The organism is Peribacillus sp. Aquil_B1 (genome assembly GCF_022603275.1).
Classification (GTDB): domain Bacteria; phylum Bacillota; class Bacilli; order Bacillales; family DSM-1321; genus Peribacillus.
In genome coordinates this window covers 609,299-627,408 of the sequence record NZ_JAKXEE010000001.1, presented here as the reverse complement: position 1 = coordinate 627,408, position 18,110 = coordinate 609,299, and the positions used below count along the sequence as shown (strand labels likewise).

The window sequence follows — 18,110 nt, the reverse complement described above, 5'->3', positions numbered from 1 at the left end:
AGCCTGATTTACCAATGTTTCCAAAGGGTTAATAATTTTTAAATCCTGTTATTATACACATTTCATTCTCATGGAAATCATCATTTAATGCTGAAACAGAGAACACCCGATTAACATGGAAACTCCTATTTTATTGAAAAGCAAAAAAGCACCCTATAAAAACTTGGATGCTTTTTGTAGCCATTTTTCAAGACCAAAAAGGCTGCCTAAAAGCTTAGCCTTTAGACAGCCTTATATTATTTATGCCGAATGATGGTAACTTTCCCTTTATTCATCCTGTTCATGATAAACCGGATAACAATCGGTTTGAGGAGATTCCGGGTTGGCGGAAACACAAGGATCAATCCCATGATATCCGAGATGAGCCCAGGGGACAGCAACAGTGCAGCTCCGATAAAGATACAGATCCCATCGATGATTTCATTTCCTGGCATCATTCCGTAACGAATCTGTTCCTGTGCCTTTTTCCATGTTTCCATCCCTTGCCGTTTAGCCAAATAGGCTCCGATCAAGCCTGTGGCTACAATCAGGAACAGCGTTGGCCAAAAACCAATGAGATTGCCTGACAGCAAAAGGACAATAATTTCAACGACCGGCATCGCAATGATAAACATTAAAAAATATTTCATCCTACATTCCTCCTGCACTGCCCATTTCTGGTGCGGTACATACATCTTACCTCATTGGCACGGAATCAGCCAAAATTTCGTTTTACAAAACGTTGGCATGTCCATCATAAATGACTCCACGCCCTGCATCGACTGTTATTCTTTGACCATCCGTGAAAACCTTGGTCGCGTCCTCCGCCCCAACGATGACCGGTATGCCCAATGTGACTCCTACAACAGCTGCATGGCTTGTCAAACCGCCTTCTTCCGTAATCAATGCGGCACACTTTTCAATCGCCGGCATCATATCGCGGTCCGAACCGATTGTAACCAAGACAGAGCCTTCCGTCACTTTTTCCAAAGCTTCCTTGGCATTCTTAGCTATAACCACTTCACCTTTCGCTGATTTCCTGCCGATTCCTTGAGCCTTCAAAAGAACCTCTCCTAACACATGAATTTTCATCAAGTTAGTCGTACCTGTTTCACCTACAGGAACACCGGCTGTAATGACGACTAAATCCCCATGGGAAACTAAGCCAGAATGCAAGCTTTCATCTATTGCAGTTTGAAGCATTTCATCGGTAGTCGTCGCTTTTGGACCAATTTGCGGATAGACTCCCCAAGCCAATGCAAGCCGTCTTGAAACATGATCATTGGAAGTAACCGCAATGATCGGTGCTTTAGGGCGGTATTTGGAAATCATCCTTGCTGTATGACCGCTTTCCGTAGGGGTGATGATTGCCCCGGCATTAAGATTAAGCGCGGTATGGGCAACGGATTGACCAATAGCATCAGTGACATTATGACGGTTCACTTTGCTTCTGACTGATAATATATCCCGATAATCAAGGGCAGTTTCAGCACGTGAAGCTATGTTATGCATCGTTTGCACCGCTTCGACAGGATAGGTTCCAGCCGCTGTTTCACCAGAAAGCATGATTGCATCCGTTCCATCAAATATGGCATTGGCCACGTCACTTGCTTCTGCACGGGTCGGCCTTGGGTTACGCTGCATCGAATCGAGCATTTGTGTAGCCGTTATGACTGGTTTTCCGGCATTATTACATTTTTTGATCATTTGTTTTTGGACTAATGGCACTTCTTCTGCAGGAATTTCCACTCCCAAGTCTCCACGTGCTACCATCAAGCCATCGGAAACTTCCAAAATTTCATCAAGCCGGTCTACACCCTCTTGATTTTCGATTTTTGGGATGATTTGAATATGTTCCGCTCCATTTTGCTGCAATAATTCACTTACTTCAAGCACGTCGGAAGCCCTGCGTACAAATGAGGCAGCGATGAAGTCGATACCCTGTTCAATTCCAAAAAGGATATCCTGTTCATCTTTCTCCGTTATTCCCGGCAGGTTAACCGAAACTCCAGGAACATTCACGCCTTTTTTGTTCTTAAGTGTACCGCTATTCAAGATCTTCGTATGGATTTCTTTTCTTACCTCATCTACCTTCAACACTTCAAGGCCGATCAATCCATCATCCAAAAGGATTTTAGAACCTGGATGGACATCATGCAGAAGCCCTCCATAGGTAATGGAGAATTTTTCAGGTGTTCCAAGGACTTCATCCATGGAAATAATGACTTCATTTCCGGCTACAAGCTCTATAGAGTCATTTTCCATATTATTTGTCCGTATTTCAGGTCCTTTTGTATCCAACAGGATGGCAACTTGTTTACCCGTTTTTTCGGCAGCTTCCCTGATATTACGGATTCTAGCGGCATGTTCTTCATGATTTCCATGAGAAAAGTTAAGACGTGCCACATTCATCCCTGCTTCTATTAATTGAACCAGCTTTTCTATACTTTCACTCGCGGGTCCAATCGTACAAACAATCTTGGTTTTACGCATGTGTCATCCTCCTTTAAGGAAAAACTCGCCGCCTGTCCACCTTTTGAAGACAGGGGCGCAGTGTTTTTGTCTTCTATTTAAATACCCAATTCTTTAAAAAGCAATTCCTATCAATAATGATTAAATCGATAGCTCGGCAGATAAATCATACATTTTCTTGTCAATTGTATGCGGTTTAGCAAGAGCTTCGATGATATCATAATCAACAAGTTGATTTTGTTCTATCCCTACAGCCCTGCCTCCTTTTCCTTCAAGAAGCAATTCAACTGCTCTTGCTCCAAGGCGGCTTGCCAATACCCGGTCATTAGCCGAAGGAGATCCTCCGCGCTGGACATGGCCCAGGACCGTTACACGGGTTTCAATTCCCGCTTTCGCTTCAATACTCCTGGAGATATCAACGGCACTTCCAACACCTTCAGCTACAATGATGATACTGTGCTTTTTCCCTCGGTCATGTCCGCGGTTCAGCTTCCCAATCAAATCATCTATATCATATTCATATTCAGGACACAGAATCGTTTCAGCTCCGCCAGCCAATCCAGCCCAAAGCGCTATATCGCCGGCATCTCTTCCCATCACTTCAACTACATAAGTCCTTTCATGAGAAGTAGCCGTATCCCGAATTTTATCGATAGCATCGATGACTGTATTCAGGGCCGTATCGAAACCAATCGTAAAGTCCGTACCCGGTATGTCATTATCAATTGTTCCAGGAACTCCGATACAAGGAAAGCCCCTTTCCGTTAAAGCTTTCGCTCCGCGGTAAGAACCATCGCCACCAATTATGACAATGCCCTCGATACCAAGTTTATTCAATTGTTCAATCGCTTTCAGCTGGACTTCCTCTGTCTTAAATTCCGGACAGCGAGCCGTATGTAACATCGTGCCGCCTCGATGAATGATATCCCCGACCGACCCAAGTTCAAGCTTCTTTATATTTCCATTTATTAAACCCTGATAACCATGATAAATCCCGAAGACCTCAATTTCATGAAAAATTGCTTTCCGGACAACTGCTCGGACTGCCGCATTCATTCCTGGAGAATCTCCTCCACTTGTCAATACACCTATTCTTTTCATAAATGTCACCTCTCTACAGCACTAATCATTTCAAGCTTCATTATATCATTGTACCCTTTTTCATGCTTCAATAAGCAGTATCTTGTTTCACTTATGCTCACTTGATGTTATAAGCCTAACCGATTCTCTTCAGAAATTGAAGTAAAATGGCGTAAAAGTTTACATTCTACACACAAACCATATTCTTTACTCGTTTCGGTAATGAATACATATGCGCCCATGAAAGGATGAAAAAACGTGTTGCCCCAGGCAGCACGTTTTTCCTTTACATAATGTGTTTATGAATGCTGTTCCACTTCCTTAGGTTCACCCTCAGGTTGTTTTGCAAATTCATATTCACCGATTTTCTTGAATTTCATATAACGCTGGTTGATAAGATCATCGCTATTCAATGGCAGAAGTTCATTGAATGACCGTTTCAGGATATCCTTGATGGCTTCAGCCTGTAAATTCGAATCCCTATGGGCGCCGCCCCTCACTTCAGGGATGATCTCATCGATGACTCCTAAGCGGTTTAAGTCAGGAGCCGTGATTTTCATCGATTCCGCAGCCCTCTTAGCCTGGGAGGCATCCTTCCACAGCAAGGCTGCAGCCCCTTCTGGGGAAATTACCGAATAGGTTGAGTTCTCAAGCATGAAAATTCGGTCTCCGACACCAAGTGCCAATGCACCTCCGCTTCCGCCTTCACCGATGACTATACTGATGACCGGTACCTTAAGCCCTGCCATTTCGAAAAGGTTTTTCGCAATGGCTTCACTTTGCCCGCGCTCTTCAGCAGCTTTACCAGGGAAAGCTCCCTTCGTATCAATGAAACAAATGATCGGCCGGTTGAATTTTTCAGCCTGTTTCATCAGACGCAATGCTTTTCGATAGCCTTCAGGATGGGGCATGCCAAAGTTACGACGGATGTTTTCCTTCGTATCCTTACCTCGTTGATGGCCGATGACCGTCACGGCAAGTCCATCAAATTCCGCGATTCCAGCGACAATCGCTTCATCATCCCCATAATAACGATCACCATGAAATTCGATGAAGTCATTGAATAGTAGCGGAATGTAATCAAGCGTCGTCGGACGTGCTGGGTGCCTGGCAATCTGAACACGATCCCACGGTTTAAGATGGTTATAAATATCCACTTCCAGCTTCTCTAAACGCTTTTCCAATGTTTCGATTTCAGCTGTAAGGTCTACTTCAGCATCTTTCGAAATCGACTTTAGCTCTTTAATCTTATTTCTCAGGTCCGTAATGGGACGCTCGAATTCCAATTCGTAAATCATAACCACTCACCGCCCGGGGCATGGATTTTAAGGATCGTCGTCAAGGTTTCCTTCATTTCCGTCCGTTTGACGACGGCATCCAGTTGGCCGTGCTTCATCAAGAATTCAGCCGTTTGGAAATCTTCAGGAAGCTCTTCATGGATCGTCTGTTCAATGATCCTTCTTCCCGCAAAACCAATAAGGGCTCCAGGTTCGGCTAGATTAATATCGCCAAGTGACGCGAAACTTGCCGAAACCCCACCTGTGGTAGGATGGGTCATCATTGAAATGATCAGTCCGCCTTCATTGCTGAATATCTTGAGTGCTGCACTTGTCTTTGCCATTTGCATCAAGCTTAAAACGCCCTCCTGCATCCGAGCGCCGCCTGATGCCGTAAAAATGATGAACGGAATCTTCAATTCACCTGCACGTTCAATGGCACGGGTAATTTTTTCCCCAACAACGGATCCCATGCTCCCCATCCGGAAATTTGAATCCATGATGGCTGTTGAAACTTGGTATCCATTGATGCTTCCAACTCCAGTGACAACCGCCTCATTAATCTTGGCTTTTTTTCTATCTTTTTCCAATTTTTCTAAGTAATCCGGAAATTCAAGCGGGTTAACGGAAATCATTTCTTTATCAAATTCATTAAAACTCCCGGCGTCGAATAAAAATTCGATGCGCTCATGGGAAGACATCGGATGGTGATGTCCGCAATGTAAACAAACTTTCTTGTTTTTCACCAATTCTTTTGTATACATGATTTTTTTACAGCCGGTGCACTTTGTCATGATTCCTTCTGGTACATCTTGTTTCTCCCGATCTAAAGGAACCGTTGCATATTTCTTCTTAGACTTCGCAAATAGCTCTTTAAGCAAGCTTAATCCTCCCTTTACCACCAATTATCTATTTTATGATACTTGGTACAAACTATATCAGAAATAAAATTAGTATCGTGTAAAAAGGTGTCACTCGTCCTTCGACATATTTCTAATTCTAATAAGATACGTTTCGATGGCTTTTTCTTCATCACGTTCGAGCAAATATGTAAGAAGTGACAGATAGTCTTCTTTTTTCACATTACCCTGTACCATCTCTGATGTTCTAGCATAGCTGTTGACAATGCGCCAAATTCTTTCCAGCAATCGATTGCGATTCAAAATGGCAATTCTTAAGAAGAAATCATCATCATGAAACTCATCCGCTTTGACCCAGGCCATTAATCTTTTGATGTCCTCAGCCGTAGCGAAAAAAGCGACGATCCGCAAACAGTCAATTTCAATCAGCCTTTTCGTCTCAGACAAATCTTCTTGTACTTTTTTATCTTGCAAAAAAAAGGTTCCCAGAAGCTCGACTAGCTTATGCTCCTGGAAATCCCTGATAAACGTCCCTTCACCACGCCTTGTTTCTATTAATCCTAATAGCTCTAAGGCACGCAATGCTTCACGGACAGAGGAACGGCCTACATTAAAACGATCCGATAACTCCCGTTCTGATGGGATTTTATCTCCCGGCAGGAGGCTGTCCGCTTCAATCATGCTACGTAGGCTCTCAACTACATCGAGATAAATTTTGGATGAAGATGTACGACCTGCCAAATTAATTATTCCTCACTTTTTCCAATGATCGCTAATTTCCTTGTTTTTTCTTTAATTACCTCGGGATCTACATTAATTCTAGCCACTCCCGTTTCCATCGCTGCCTTGGCAACAGCAGCCGCAACGGCAGGTGCTACCCTCTCATCAAATGGAGCAGGGATAACGTAGTCTTCGTTTAACTCATGTTCCTGTATTAAACCGGCAATGGCTTGTACTGCAGCAACCTTCATTTTTTCATTGATATGTGTTGCACGTACATCCAAGGCACCACGGAAAATCCCTGGGAAAGCAAGGACGTTATTGACCTGATTCGGGAAATCCGAACGGCCTGTTCCTACAACCTTGGCACCCGCTGCCTTCGCATCTTCCGGCATGATTTCCGGATCCGGATTAGCCATCGCGAAAATGATTGCATCCCGATTCATCGAAGAAACCATTTCTTTTGTCAATGCACCTGCGGCAGAAACACCGATAAATACATCAGCGTTTTGAATGACAGTTTCCAAAGGTCCTGAAATCTTATTTCGATTGGTCACTTTCGCCACTTGTTCTTTAGTATCATTCATACCTGTCGAACGGCCCTCATAAATGGCACCCTTCGTATCACACATGATGATGTCACGAACTCCATAGCTATAAAGCAATTTAATGATGGCAATGCCCGCAGCGCCTGCTCCATTCGCCACTACTTTTATTTCCGACATTGATTTATTCACAAGTCGTAACGCGTTCACTAGACCGGCAACAGTAACAATGGCTGTACCGTGCTGATCATCATGAAAAACAGGGATATTCATTTCTTTCTTAAGTCTTTCTTCAATTTCAAAACAATTTGGTGCGGCTATGTCCTCTAAGTTCACTCCACCGAAAGTCGGTTCGAGTAATTTAACGGTCTCTACAATTTTGTCCACATCCGTCGTTTTTAAACAGATTGGGAAAGCGTCCACTCCAGCGAAACTTTTAAATAATACGGCTTTTCCTTCCATAACCGGCATAGCAGCTTCCGGACCGATGTTTCCAAGTCCCAACACAGCCGTTCCATCAGAAATAACGGCAACAGTATTCCCCTTCATTGTATAGTCATAGACGCTCTCCGGCTTATCGTAAATATCTTTACACGGTTCTGCGACACCAGGAGAATAAGCCAGGCTTAAATCTACTGCATTCCTTACCGGTACTTTCGATACTGTTTCTAATTTCCCTTGATTCAAGCGGTGCATATGTAATGCTTCTTCTCTTAATGTCATAGTTTCACTCCTAAAACAAATTGGATAACCCATATCTTATATGCTGAAATCTAGTGGTCAGACCACAGCGGCCTGTTTTCAATATAACATAACTATTAAAGTTGTAAAACAGTTATTCTTTCTTGTAAACCACATTCCCTTTTCCGACCAAGTCAAATAATGCCTGCATCAGACTATCTGAAGGATTGACCCAATCCCAATAAGATAGCTGTACATAGCGGTTTTCCCTCTCGTAAAAAAGCATGACCTTGGTTTCACCGCTATGCTGCATTAAAATTTTTTTTATTTTTTGCAGTGTATCCTTCGTTTGCTTGCCGGCCTCAATTTTCAGGAATATCGTTCCGTTTTGTTCCTCTTTCATCTGCTTCACTTTTTCAAGCGGGTATACGTTCCTGATCAGAAGCTGTGTTTTTCCATCCCGCTCTTCTAATGTTCCTTGCAGCATAACGAGTTGTCCATGATTCAAGTCGGCAGAGTGATTTTTATAAACATTTGGAAAAACGACCGCTTCAATATCCCCCTCTTCATCACTAACGCTCAAGAAAGCCATCACATCGCCCTTTTTTGTCCTTATTGTTTTAACCGACGTAATGTATGCGCCAAGTAAGACTTTTGATTCCTTTTTATCGGTAGCTTCATCTATGGTCAAGCAGCCGAAGTGCTGAAAAAGTTCTCGGTAGCTTGTTACCGGATGATTCGACAGATAAAGCCCCAATGCGCTTTTTTCCAATGAGAGTTTGTGCTCGATAGGGATGGGATCGACCCGGTTGTATTTCGGTTTGAGTGAAAACTCACCATCCGAAAACATATCGAATAGGTCATCATCCGGATTAACCAATTCCGTATGATTGATCGCTACGTCCAAGCTCGCCAACAATGTTGCCCGGTCTTCACCGAATTCATCGAATGCACCTGAATGCACAAGCGCCTCCAACACTTTCCTATTTACGATTTTCCCTGAAACGCGCAAACAGAAATCGAATAAATCAGCGAACTTCTTCTGCCTCCTCGCAGCAAATATTTCTTTCAGGACCGTACCGCCTATCCCTTTTATGGCTCCAAGGCTATAACGGATCCCTTCCTTTTCCGGTAAAAACGGGTATCCGCTCCGGTTAATCGAGGGAGTTAGAACCGATATCCCTTTCTTTTTTGCTTCACGGATATATTGCGAAATCTTTTCATCATTCCCGACGACCGATGTCAAGAGTGCTGCCATGAAATATTCCGGATGGTGGGTTTTCAAGTAACCAAGCTGATAAGCGATGAAACTATACGCCACCGCATGGCTTCGGTTGAATCCGTAGTTAGCGAAGCGGACAATCAAGGAGTAAATCTCATCTGCCGTTTTTTCGGAATATCCTTGTTTCAATGAGCCGCTCACGAAATGCTGCCGTTCTTGATCCAGAACATCCTTCTTCTTCTTGGAAACGGCACGGCGGAGCAGGTCAGCCTCTCCTAGTGAAAACCCGGCTAAGCGGGAAGCAATTTGCATGATTTGTTCTTGATATACGATGACCCCGTATGTAGGCTCAAGGATATCCTTCAAATCCTCGTGCATGTAATCAATCGGAGCCAGTCCATGTTTTCTCTCGATGAACAGCGGTATATTTTCCATCGGACCTGGACGATATAGGGCATTGACCGCGACGATATCCTCGAATCGGTTCGGTTTCAGCTTGATCAAAACCTTTCGGATGCCATCCGATTCAAATTGAAACACTCCGGTTGTTTCGCCTCTCCCTAAAAGGGCTAGCGTCTCGGGGTCATCCATCGGGATATGGGACAAGTCGAGCTTTTTCCCCGTCCCCTTTTTAATGTTATTTAGAATATTATCGATGAGCGTTAAATTGCGAAGTCCAAGAAAATCCATTTTAAGAAGTCCCAGTTCTTCGAGAAGGTCCATTGGATATTGAGTCAGATGGATTCCGTCATGCCCTCCCTGAATCGGAATATGCTCGGTCAGTGCCTGGTCGCTGATGACGACGCCGGCAGCATGAGTCGAAGCATGGCGAGGCAGCCCTTCAAGCAATAACGCGGTTTGAAAAAGTTTTTGATTCAGGTCACTCTCATTAACGAATTCCCTGAGCCTTTTCGATTCCTTGAAAGCCTCGGGAAGCGTGATGCCCAGACGGCCTGGAATCATTTTCGATACCGCTTCCTGTTCCTTAGAATTCAAGCCGAAAACACGCCCTGTGTCCCTTAACGCAGCCTTGGCAGCCAATGTTCCGAATGTAATGATTTGTGCTACGTGAAGTTCCCCGTACTTCTTCGCGACATAGGCAATCACTTCTTCGCGGCGGTTATCCGGAAAGTCAATGTCGATATCCGGCATCGAGACACGTTCCGGATTCAGGAAACGCTCGAACAGCAAGGAATGTTCGATAGGATCGACATCCGTTATCGACAGGACATAAGCGACCATCGATCCGGCGGCAGAGCCCCTTCCAGGACCAGTCAGGATTTGATGGTCCTTAGCGAATTTCATGAAATCCCAAACGATTAAAAAGTAATCGCTGAATTTCATCTTGGTGATGATATCCAATTCATATCGCAGGCGCTCTTCATATTGTATGGATGGCTCCGGCAATCTTCTCTTCAACCCTTGGAAACAGATGGATTCGAGCATTTCCTGGGCTGAGACCCCATCTTCAGTAGGGTACTTAGGCAGCAGTGAACGATGAAATGGAATCTCCAGATTGCATTGCGCGGCAATATGCAGTGTATTTTCGAGTGCATCCGGTCTGTCATGGAATAGGTCTGCCATCTGAGCCCTGCTTTTCAAATAAAATTGATCTGATCCAAGAACCGTATGCGTCTCATCCGCCAGCTTGTCGCCATTCCCAATCGCCAACAGGACTTCTTGTGCGAGTGCATCGCTTTCATTCAAATAATAGACCGGATTCGTCGCGACAATCTTTATCTCTAAATCTCTCGCCAGCTGACTTATGGCTTCGTTACCTTTTTCCTCATCCGTAATCGAAAGTCTCTGTATGGATACATAAAAATTATCATGTCCAAAAATTTGCAGAAATCGCCCTGCTGCCTGTTTGGCTTCTTCAGGGTTTTCTTCTCTCAACAGCGTTTCTATTCGCCCTTCCGCACCCGGTGTGATGGCAATCAAACCCTTGGAATAGGCTTTTAGCCAATTCATCGGAATGCCTGACGGGGATTTCGTTTTTATGGCACTGCTTATTTTAAGCAGGTTTTGATATCCTTGTAGACTTTTTGCCAATAAAAGAAGTCCATGTGGCGATTCCCGTTCATCAAGGACATCCGCAAGTATGCCGATGATCGGCTTTATACCCTGTCTCTTGCATTCTTTATAAAAATAGACCGAACCGTACATAACATTTCGATCGGTTAAGGCAAGACTTGTACAGCCATCCGCTTTCGCTTTGGCAACAAGTTCAGTGATCTTCACCGTACTTGTCAGCAGGCTGTATCCGCTCTGAATATGGAGATGAGTATACACGTTTTTTCTCCCACCTTTGTAAGGCATGTTTCTTTTCATTATAGTGTTTATTTCAAAAAAAGAAAATATGTTCTCATTACCAATGCAATTTAACTTCCTGATTTCCGGCGACTATCATATTACCTCTGAACTTCCCATATAAATGAAATAGAAGAATATCAAGCAAAAAAGGATGATGATATATGAATGAAGCCTTTGTTCCAGCCTTTCTCAACAGCTTTTTCATATCGCTTGGCGTATTGCTTGGCGGCTCGATAATCGGGGGTCTCGCGGCTTTTTTTACTGGACAAGCGCCGATGACGACTGTATTCCGGCTGTCGGACAGCCTTCGTATTTGGGCCATTGTCGCTGCGATCGGGGGTACTTTTGATATGGTCTATAATTTCGAACGCGGTATTTTCCACGGAGAAACGAAGGATATAGTCAAGCAGGTCCTATTGATTCTATCTGCACTTGGAGGGGCGCAGACAGGAGCACTGATCATAAACTGGTTCACGCAAGAGCATATTTCACCATGAGAATTCCTCCCTATCACAGGTCTCCCACCTGGCAGCGTTTTTTTGCCGGAGCCGCACTTGGCGGATTGATCAGCTGGGTTATTTTCTTTTATATGCATGGTGTCCAGCAGGAGAAGCAGATCCGGACCCTTCACGAACAAAGGGAAGAGATCAAGGATCTAAACGGGGAAATCGCAATTTGGGAGCAGGATTATAAAAAATTGAACGAGAAAAACGAGGAAATCCTGACGATTCAGGAAGTGGAAGTAACCATCACGAATGAAAGGTACAGTCTGGATCGGCTGAGTATTGCAGAAGCGGAGGATGTGATTGAGGACGACCTATCCTCTCTTCTCGCAAAAGACGTCGCCAGTGTTTATGACGGAAAGGTGCTTTTGAAAAAATCGATAGAAAATAAGATCGTGACCATCAATAAAAAGCGCTATCGACTTGAAGTCGTCGAGATCATGTTTTATACGAAAATGAATATTGAAATCAAACTAAAAAGGACTACTACTTAGATGTTGGCTTAATTGATTTCTACCAAATTTAAAGACCAAATCATATGCGATTTGGTCTTTAAACTTTTTCATTCCGCTTTATTCAACTCTTCCATGTCGGCAAGGATATGATCCACTTCATCCCAGGAATGAATCGAAGCCCCTGCTGCAAGCGGGTGGCCTCCGCCGTTATATTTACGGGCAATCGTATTGATGATTGGTCCTTTAGAACGGAAACGGACTCTGATTTCTTTATCCTCTTCAATGAAAAAGACCCATGACTTAACATTTTTAATCGAACCGAGCGAGGAAACGAGCTGAGATGCCTCAGATGTAGAAGCATGAAATTTTTCAAGTATATCTTTTGTGATGATCATTTTCCCTGTGCCATATGGGAGGATTTCAAAATGCTGCAGCACATAGCCATTCAACCGGACAATGCTTTCCTCGACGTCATACATCTCCTGATATAACTGAGGGCGGGAGAACGAGTAATGAATCAACTCACTGGCATAGGCAAATGTCTTTTCAGTCGTACTTTGGAATAGGAATCGACCTGTATCGCCAACAATGCCTGCATATAGAAGGCGTGCCGCTTCATCACTCATCTTCAAGCCTTCCTCTTTCCCGAACTGGTAAAACTCATAAATCATCTCACTTGTCGAACTTGCCGTTGTATCGACCCAGCGCATATCGCCATATGGATCTTCATTGGGATGATGATCGATCTTAATCAGTTTATCCCCCGTTGTGTACCGTGCATCACAAATCCGGTCCGTATTTGCGGTATCACAAACGATGACCAGAGCACCTTGATATGTTTCATCCGAAATCACATCGAGTCTTCTTAAGTAATTCAATGACGGTTCTTCTTTCCCAACCGTAAAAATTCGTTTTTCAGGGAAAGATGCTTTCAGGATTTCCGCCAATCCCCCTTGTGAACCATAAGCGTCCGGATCTGGACGGACATGACGATGGAGAATGATAGTATCATAACGCTTTATATCTGCTAATATTTCAGCTTTCATATTGATCTCCCCTTAACATATGTATTATCGAGCCTATTAAAGATGATATATTTCATTTAATCAAAAAATTGCGGAAATAGGAAGACTGATCTTGTTTACGGTGGCATTCTCTTTCATTTCCCGCTACAATAAAAAGGTACATATGTTAAATTGGGGGAATTTCAAACGATGCCTATTCTTGTCACCTTGATCGTTCTTTCATTAGGGGTCTATCTGTTTTATAAAATCAAATCGGTCCGAACCAGAATGCCGATGGAGAAAAAGTGGATTTCAGGGAAGTCTTCCATTGCCCTTGGTGCGTTTGTCGCACTATTCGGAATCAATCAGCTTTTTCTATTCCACACGACCATCACTTATATCATTGCTGCCGTTTTCATCTTCGTTGGCCTATTCAGTGTTTGGGGCGGCTATAAAATGTATAAATTTTATTTGCCTCATGCAATCGAAGAAGCTGCAAATCAAAAAGGATAATCGAAAATTCGATTATCCTTTTTATTTTTTCATGATCGATCGAGCAATTGGCAAGTCAACATCGCCTTGCCGACAAGTTTGCCTTGGTTAAACACCTCAACATCCACTTTTCCGAATTTACGTCCTACATCGAGGACACGCGGGTGGATTTCAAGCGTACTGTCGATCTGGACTGGCTTGATGAAATAAATCGTCATGTTTTCCACGACCAAGTCACCGCGCTTATAGCTTCGAAGTGCACGATTTGCTGAGTCGGTGACCAATGTCGTGAACACGCCGCTTGAAATGGTCCCAAGGTAATTGGTCATCTGCGGAGTGACTCCATAGTTATACACTTCCTCGCCCTTGCCGCGATTCGAAGTCATCACAAGCTGGCTTGTAATCGTATCGTCGATCGTTTCGCCGACCTGAGGCTGCCTTTGGCTCATTTGCAGTGCCTTCAGGACATCCTGCCTGCTCACGATACCTTTGAGGATATGGCTGTCATTCACGACCGGGATTAACTCAATCCCTTCCCAAACCATCATATGTGCAGAAGATGCTACACTCATTTTATCGCCTACGGTCATCGGATTTTTCGTCATCACCTTATCAATGAGCGTCAGTTCTTCCTGTCCGATGATATCTTTTGATGTGACCATTCCTTGAACCTTCATATTGTCATCAACAACTGGGAAACGGCTATGCCCCGATTCCTGATTCAGTTCATGCCAAGTCTGAACCCGGTCACCCACCGTTAAAAAGGTCGTTTCCTGTACGGGTGTCAAAATATCCTCCACCAGCAAGATTTCCTTTTTGATCAATTGGTCATAGATTGCCCGATTGATCATCGTTGCGACGGTAAAGGTATCGTAACTGGTTGAGATGACTGGCATCTCCAATTCATCGGCTAACCTTTTAACGGGCTCTTCCGTATCGAACCCTCCGGTGATCAGCACCGCTGCACCCGCTTTTAGCGCGTGCTCGTGTGCCTGTGTCCGGTTTCCGACGATCAGCAGGTTTCCTGCACCCGTATATCTCATCATGGCATCCAGCTTCATCGCCCCGATGACGAATTTATTTAATGTCTTATGAAGACCCGTTTTCCCACCCAGAACTTGTCCGTCAACAATATTGACTACCTCTGCGAAAGTGAGCTTTTCAATATTCTCTTTTTTCTTTTTCTCAATGCGGATCGTGCCTACCCGCTCAATCGAGCTCACGTAGCCCTGGTTCTCCGCCTCTTTAATTGCCCGGTATGCCGTACCTTCACTAACATTCAATGCTTTAGCTATTTGACGGACGGAAATCTTTTCGCCGACAGGAAGCCCATCGATATGTTTTAATATTTGTTCATGCTTTGTAGCCAAGCGCTTCACCCTTTTCACGGTATTCCTATTCTCCATTATAAGGTCAAAGAGCCTAGTTTATCAAACAACTACTAGTATTGGCGCAACCTTTTGTATTCCGGCTGGCGTTTTACCTTTTGTTTCTTAGGAGAATATAGTATGCCCGTCAAGTTTCCAGCCACCGCCAACAATGCAAACAACAGCCAGGATCCAGCAAACAGACCCTCCAGACCGCCACTTTCCAACGACAAACGCGGCACGGCATAGTACAGCATAACACCGCATAGAAGCAAACACAGTAATAATCTCTGTTTCATCCAACCCCCCCTTTTTTCATCTATTTATTTTATGCTTGTGAAAGGAAAAAAGACTTGGCTCAAAACGAGACTTTACTTTCCGATACATTCACTTTGTATTGATTCTCTTTCATAAAAGAGGGGTACACTTACTCGAAACATAGGGAGGGAAAGTTTTGTTAAACTGATCAATTCAATAATAGGTGCATTGAGCGCCCTAACTATAGATGGATGTTCTGAAGCAGGTGATAAAGTGGCAGTCAATGGAGAGGAAAATGATTCTAAACAAACAGATAATAAAGAATTGTCAGTAATTAATGATGAAGATTAGAAAAAAACTCACTGTACGTGGTAGTTTGCAAGGAAAATAGGAAACAGTAGAATTGGTAAAACAACAATCATCGCTTGGTCGAAACAGCGGTGCAGACCAACGTGGTAACTACCATGATTTTCTAAGCGGTAGTTTTGGAAACTGGACGCTATCTTGATAATGAGATATACGGAAGTATGAACTTGACTTATTTTCCTGAATTTCTCCTTTTCTAATAAAAACAAAAAAGACTTTAGGCAAAGGCGGATCTAACTAATTGTTAAGTCTTAGTGGAGTGAAAAGATACAGTCAACGTACAAACCTTCCAAAACTGAGGGCAATTGGGTTACTATCTTAGTTTTAATGCAGAGTTGATTGGAACGGAAGGTACGAGACTCCTGCGGGGATGCGGGTCCAAGGGAGACCCCGCAGGCGCATAAGCGCCGAGGAGGGCTCCCGGAACGTCCGCGGAAAGCGAGTGCCTGCAGTGGAAAGAAACGGTCATCGTACAAACCTAAAAAAAACTGTAGACACACTCCACTATCATCGAGCTTGTCTACAGTCTAACGGAAGCCCCATAGGCTCCCGCTCCTATTAAAATTCGATTTCATCCCCGGCTTCCATGATCAATCCATTTCCCTCTTCAAGCAAATCGATGAATTTGTTAGGATCCTGTTTGATGACAGGGAAAGTATTGTAATGAATCGGCACGACTTGTTTGGCTTGAAGGAATTTCGCTGCAAGTGCGGCATCCTCCGGGCCCATGGTGTAATTGTCGCCGATTGGCAGGAATGCCAAGTCAATCGGATGTCGCTCCCCGATCAGCTTCATATCGGAAAATACCGCTGTATCCCCTGCATGATAGATCGTTTTCCCTTCTATCGTAAGCAATATGCCAGCAGGCATTCCCAAATAAATGATTTGCCCATCTCCGTTATTGAATCCCGTTCCATGGAAAGCTGGCGTCAGTTTCACTTTTCCAAAGTCGAACTCGAAAGCTCCGCCGATGCTCATCCCGTGTGTTCGAACTCCTTGAGCACCCAGGTAGTCGGCCATCTCTGCAATGCCGATGACAAGTGCATCATGCCTTTTGGCCAATTCAACCGTATCACCGACGTGGTCATTATGACCATGTGATAAGATGATTACATCCGGTTTCACATCTTCTACCTTCAAGTCGGTCAATTCGTTTCCGGTAATGAACGGATCGATTAAAATCGTTTTGCCATTCGTTTCGACCTTTACAACTGCATGTCCATGAAAAGATACTTTCATTTTTGACGCTCCCTTCCCATACCCACTAATTTTTTTAAGTAGCTTTCTTAGGCCTTTCCCATTTACTATACTATTAAATATTGCTAAGGTAATTATAACTTATTAATGGAGGTATCGTCATGAATGAACGTTTGACAGAACTACAAAATTGGCTTCAGGCCAATGAGGCTGAAGCCGCTTTACTTACATCTACAGAAAGCATCTTCTATTTGAGCGGTTTTTTTAGTGATCCTCATGAAAGACTGCTGGCACTTGCCATTTTTGCAAATGCCGAACCATTCCTTATCTGCCCGCAGATGGAAGTCCCGGATGCTAAACAGGCTGGATGGAATGGGGATATCATCGGTTACACCGACATTGAAGATCCATGGGAAAAAGTTAAGCAAGCAGTGGAAAATCGCGGGTTATCCATCCATAAAATGGCCATTGAAAAAGAGCATATGAATGTAGAACGTTATGAAAAGGTCCAACAACACTTCGGTGCCCCAAAGCTCGTTTCCGCAGAAGAAAAACTTCAAAGGATGCGAATGATCAAGTCGGAGGATGAAATGGTCAAAATCCGTGAAGCATGCCGCCTTGCCGACTTTGCGATTGAAGTGGGTGTCAATGAAATTCATGAAGGTAAAACGGAAATGGAAATCCTTGCAGCGATAGAATTCGAATTGAAAAAGGCTGGAGTCAGCCAAATGTCTTTCTCCACCATGGTCCTGACTGGTAAAAATGGCGCTTCCCCACATGGCACACCCGGGAATACGAAGGTTCAGCGGGGCGACCTCGTCCTCTTTGACCTTGGCGTCGTTCATGAAGGGTACTGCTCTGACATCACTAGAACGGTCGCATACGGAGATATCAATGATAAACAGGCAGAGATATATGAAACTGTGCTTAAAGCACAAGAAGCTGCCGTTAGAGCCAGTAAACCTGGTGTATCCTGTTCCGAGATAGACTTGACGGCCAGAAACATCATCAGCAATAAGGGATACGGTGAATTCTTCCCGCACAGGCTCGGTCATGGACTTGGGATTAGCGTCCATGAGTATCCATCCTTGACTGAAACGAATTCCCTCGAACTTCAATCCGGAATGGTTTATACCATCGAACCTGGCATATATGTTCCAAATGTTGCAGGTGTCAGGATTGAAGATGATCTATTGATCACCGATACGGGCTGTGAGGTTTTGACCAAATTCCCGAAGAGCCTGCAAATCATTAAATGATCATGCATTAACAATATAATAACCGGATACCCCCGCCTTCTTTAAAGACGGGGGTATTTA

Annotated in this window: 17 protein-coding genes; 5 read left to right on the top strand and 12 right to left on the bottom strand. The window is 43.9% G+C overall.

The annotated features are described in order from the left end of the window. Positions 1 to 236 precede the first annotated feature (236 nt). From MPH60_RS03135 to dnaE, 8 genes are all read right to left on the bottom strand, one after another. Positions 237 to 629, bottom strand: coding sequence for an FxsA family protein (locus MPH60_RS03135; protein ID WP_034309123.1), 393 nt, complete (start codon positions 627 to 629; stop codon positions 237 to 239). An 82-nt stretch (positions 630 to 711) separates the two neighbouring features. Then, entirely contained in the window at positions 712 to 2,472 is a 1,761-nt protein-coding gene (pyk, locus tag MPH60_RS03130; RefSeq protein WP_241592420.1) for a pyruvate kinase, read from the bottom strand. Positions 2,473 to 2,592: 120 nt separating this feature from the next. Next, the gene (gene pfkA / locus MPH60_RS03125) at positions 2,593 to 3,552 is read right to left on the bottom strand and encodes a 6-phosphofructokinase (RefSeq protein ID WP_241592422.1); all 960 of its coding nucleotides are present in this window, start codon (positions 3,550 to 3,552) and stop codon (positions 2,593 to 2,595) included. A 278-nt stretch (positions 3,553 to 3,830) separates the two neighbouring features. Continuing rightward, the gene (gene accA, locus MPH60_RS03120; protein ID WP_241592424.1) at positions 3,831 to 4,829 is read right to left on the bottom strand and encodes an acetyl-CoA carboxylase carboxyl transferase subunit alpha; all 999 of its coding nucleotides are present in this window, start codon (positions 4,827 to 4,829) and stop codon (positions 3,831 to 3,833) included. Then, the gene (gene accD, locus MPH60_RS03115) at positions 4,826 to 5,689 is read right to left on the bottom strand and encodes an acetyl-CoA carboxylase, carboxyltransferase subunit beta (RefSeq protein WP_230176751.1); all 864 of its coding nucleotides are present in this window, start codon (positions 5,687 to 5,689) and stop codon (positions 4,826 to 4,828) included. Before accD ends, accA begins: the two co-directional genes overlap by 4 nt. Before the next feature lie 90 nt (positions 5,690 to 5,779). Further along, the gene (locus MPH60_RS03110) at positions 5,780 to 6,409 is read right to left on the bottom strand and encodes a FadR/GntR family transcriptional regulator (RefSeq protein WP_272492829.1); all 630 of its coding nucleotides are present in this window, start codon (positions 6,407 to 6,409) and stop codon (positions 5,780 to 5,782) included. Positions 6,410 to 6,414: 5 nt separating this feature from the next. Then, positions 6,415 to 7,656 carry an NAD(P)-dependent malic enzyme gene (locus MPH60_RS03105; protein ID WP_241592426.1) on the bottom strand — a complete coding sequence of 414 codons (1,242 nt, stop codon included), beginning with the start codon at positions 7,654 to 7,656 and terminating at the stop codon, positions 6,415 to 6,417. A gap of 112 nt (positions 7,657 to 7,768) precedes the next feature. Continuing rightward, a complete protein-coding gene (dnaE, locus tag MPH60_RS03100; protein WP_336275416.1) occupies positions 7,769 to 11,128 on the bottom strand; it encodes a DNA polymerase III subunit alpha in 3,360 nt (1,119 codons plus the stop codon). Positions 11,129 to 11,310: 182 nt separating this feature from the next. Here dnaE and MPH60_RS03095 point away from each other — a divergent pair, with 182 nt between their 5' ends. Both MPH60_RS03095 and ytrI read left to right on the top strand, forming a co-directional pair. Then, positions 11,311 to 11,646, top strand: a complete 336-nt coding sequence (locus MPH60_RS03095; RefSeq protein WP_034309135.1) for a YtrH family sporulation protein — start codon at positions 11,311 to 11,313, stop codon at positions 11,644 to 11,646. Continuing rightward, a complete protein-coding gene (gene ytrI, locus MPH60_RS03090; RefSeq protein ID WP_241592430.1) occupies positions 11,643 to 12,146 on the top strand; it encodes a sporulation membrane protein YtrI in 504 nt (167 codons plus the stop codon). The genes MPH60_RS03095 and ytrI overlap by 4 nt, the downstream gene beginning before the upstream one ends. 68 nt (positions 12,147 to 12,214) lie before the next feature. Here ytrI and MPH60_RS03085 read toward each other — a convergent pair whose 3' ends face one another. Further along, entirely contained in the window at positions 12,215 to 13,153 is a 939-nt protein-coding gene (locus tag MPH60_RS03085) for a DHH family phosphoesterase (protein WP_241592432.1), read from the bottom strand. A 168-nt stretch (positions 13,154 to 13,321) separates the two neighbouring features. Between MPH60_RS03085 and MPH60_RS03080 the strand changes: the two genes are divergently transcribed. Beyond that, a complete protein-coding gene (locus MPH60_RS03080) occupies positions 13,322 to 13,624 on the top strand; it encodes a YtpI family protein (RefSeq protein ID WP_076364735.1) in 303 nt (100 codons plus the stop codon). Between the two features lie 29 nt (positions 13,625 to 13,653). Here the strand turns inward: MPH60_RS03080 and MPH60_RS03075 are convergent, their stop codons facing one another. Together MPH60_RS03075 and MPH60_RS03070 are read right to left on the bottom strand one after the other, a co-directional pair. Beyond that, positions 13,654 to 14,973, bottom strand: a complete 1,320-nt coding sequence (locus tag MPH60_RS03075) for a DRTGG domain-containing protein (RefSeq protein WP_137018167.1) — start codon at positions 14,971 to 14,973, stop codon at positions 13,654 to 13,656. Positions 14,974 to 15,044: 71 nt separating this feature from the next. After that, positions 15,045 to 15,269, bottom strand: a complete 225-nt coding sequence (locus MPH60_RS03070; RefSeq protein ID WP_034309145.1) for a hypothetical protein — start codon at positions 15,267 to 15,269, stop codon at positions 15,045 to 15,047. A gap of 187 nt (positions 15,270 to 15,456) precedes the next feature. Here MPH60_RS03070 and MPH60_RS27675 point away from each other — a divergent pair, with 187 nt between their 5' ends. Next, a complete protein-coding gene (locus MPH60_RS27675) occupies positions 15,457 to 15,579 on the top strand; it encodes a hypothetical protein (RefSeq protein WP_272492874.1) in 123 nt (40 codons plus the stop codon). Positions 15,580 to 16,152: 573 nt separating this feature from the next. On the opposite strand, the gene MPH60_RS03065 is transcribed toward MPH60_RS27675, so the two are convergent. Further along, positions 16,153 to 16,833 (bottom strand): metal-dependent hydrolase, encoded by a 681-nt coding sequence (locus MPH60_RS03065; RefSeq protein WP_241592435.1) that lies wholly within the window; start codon positions 16,831 to 16,833, stop codon positions 16,153 to 16,155. Between the two features lie 119 nt (positions 16,834 to 16,952). Between MPH60_RS03065 and MPH60_RS03060 the strand changes: the two genes are divergently transcribed. Further along, entirely contained in the window at positions 16,953 to 18,050 is a 1,098-nt protein-coding gene (locus MPH60_RS03060) for a M24 family metallopeptidase (RefSeq protein WP_241592437.1), read from the top strand. The last annotated feature ends 60 nt before the right edge of the window (positions 18,051 to 18,110 follow it).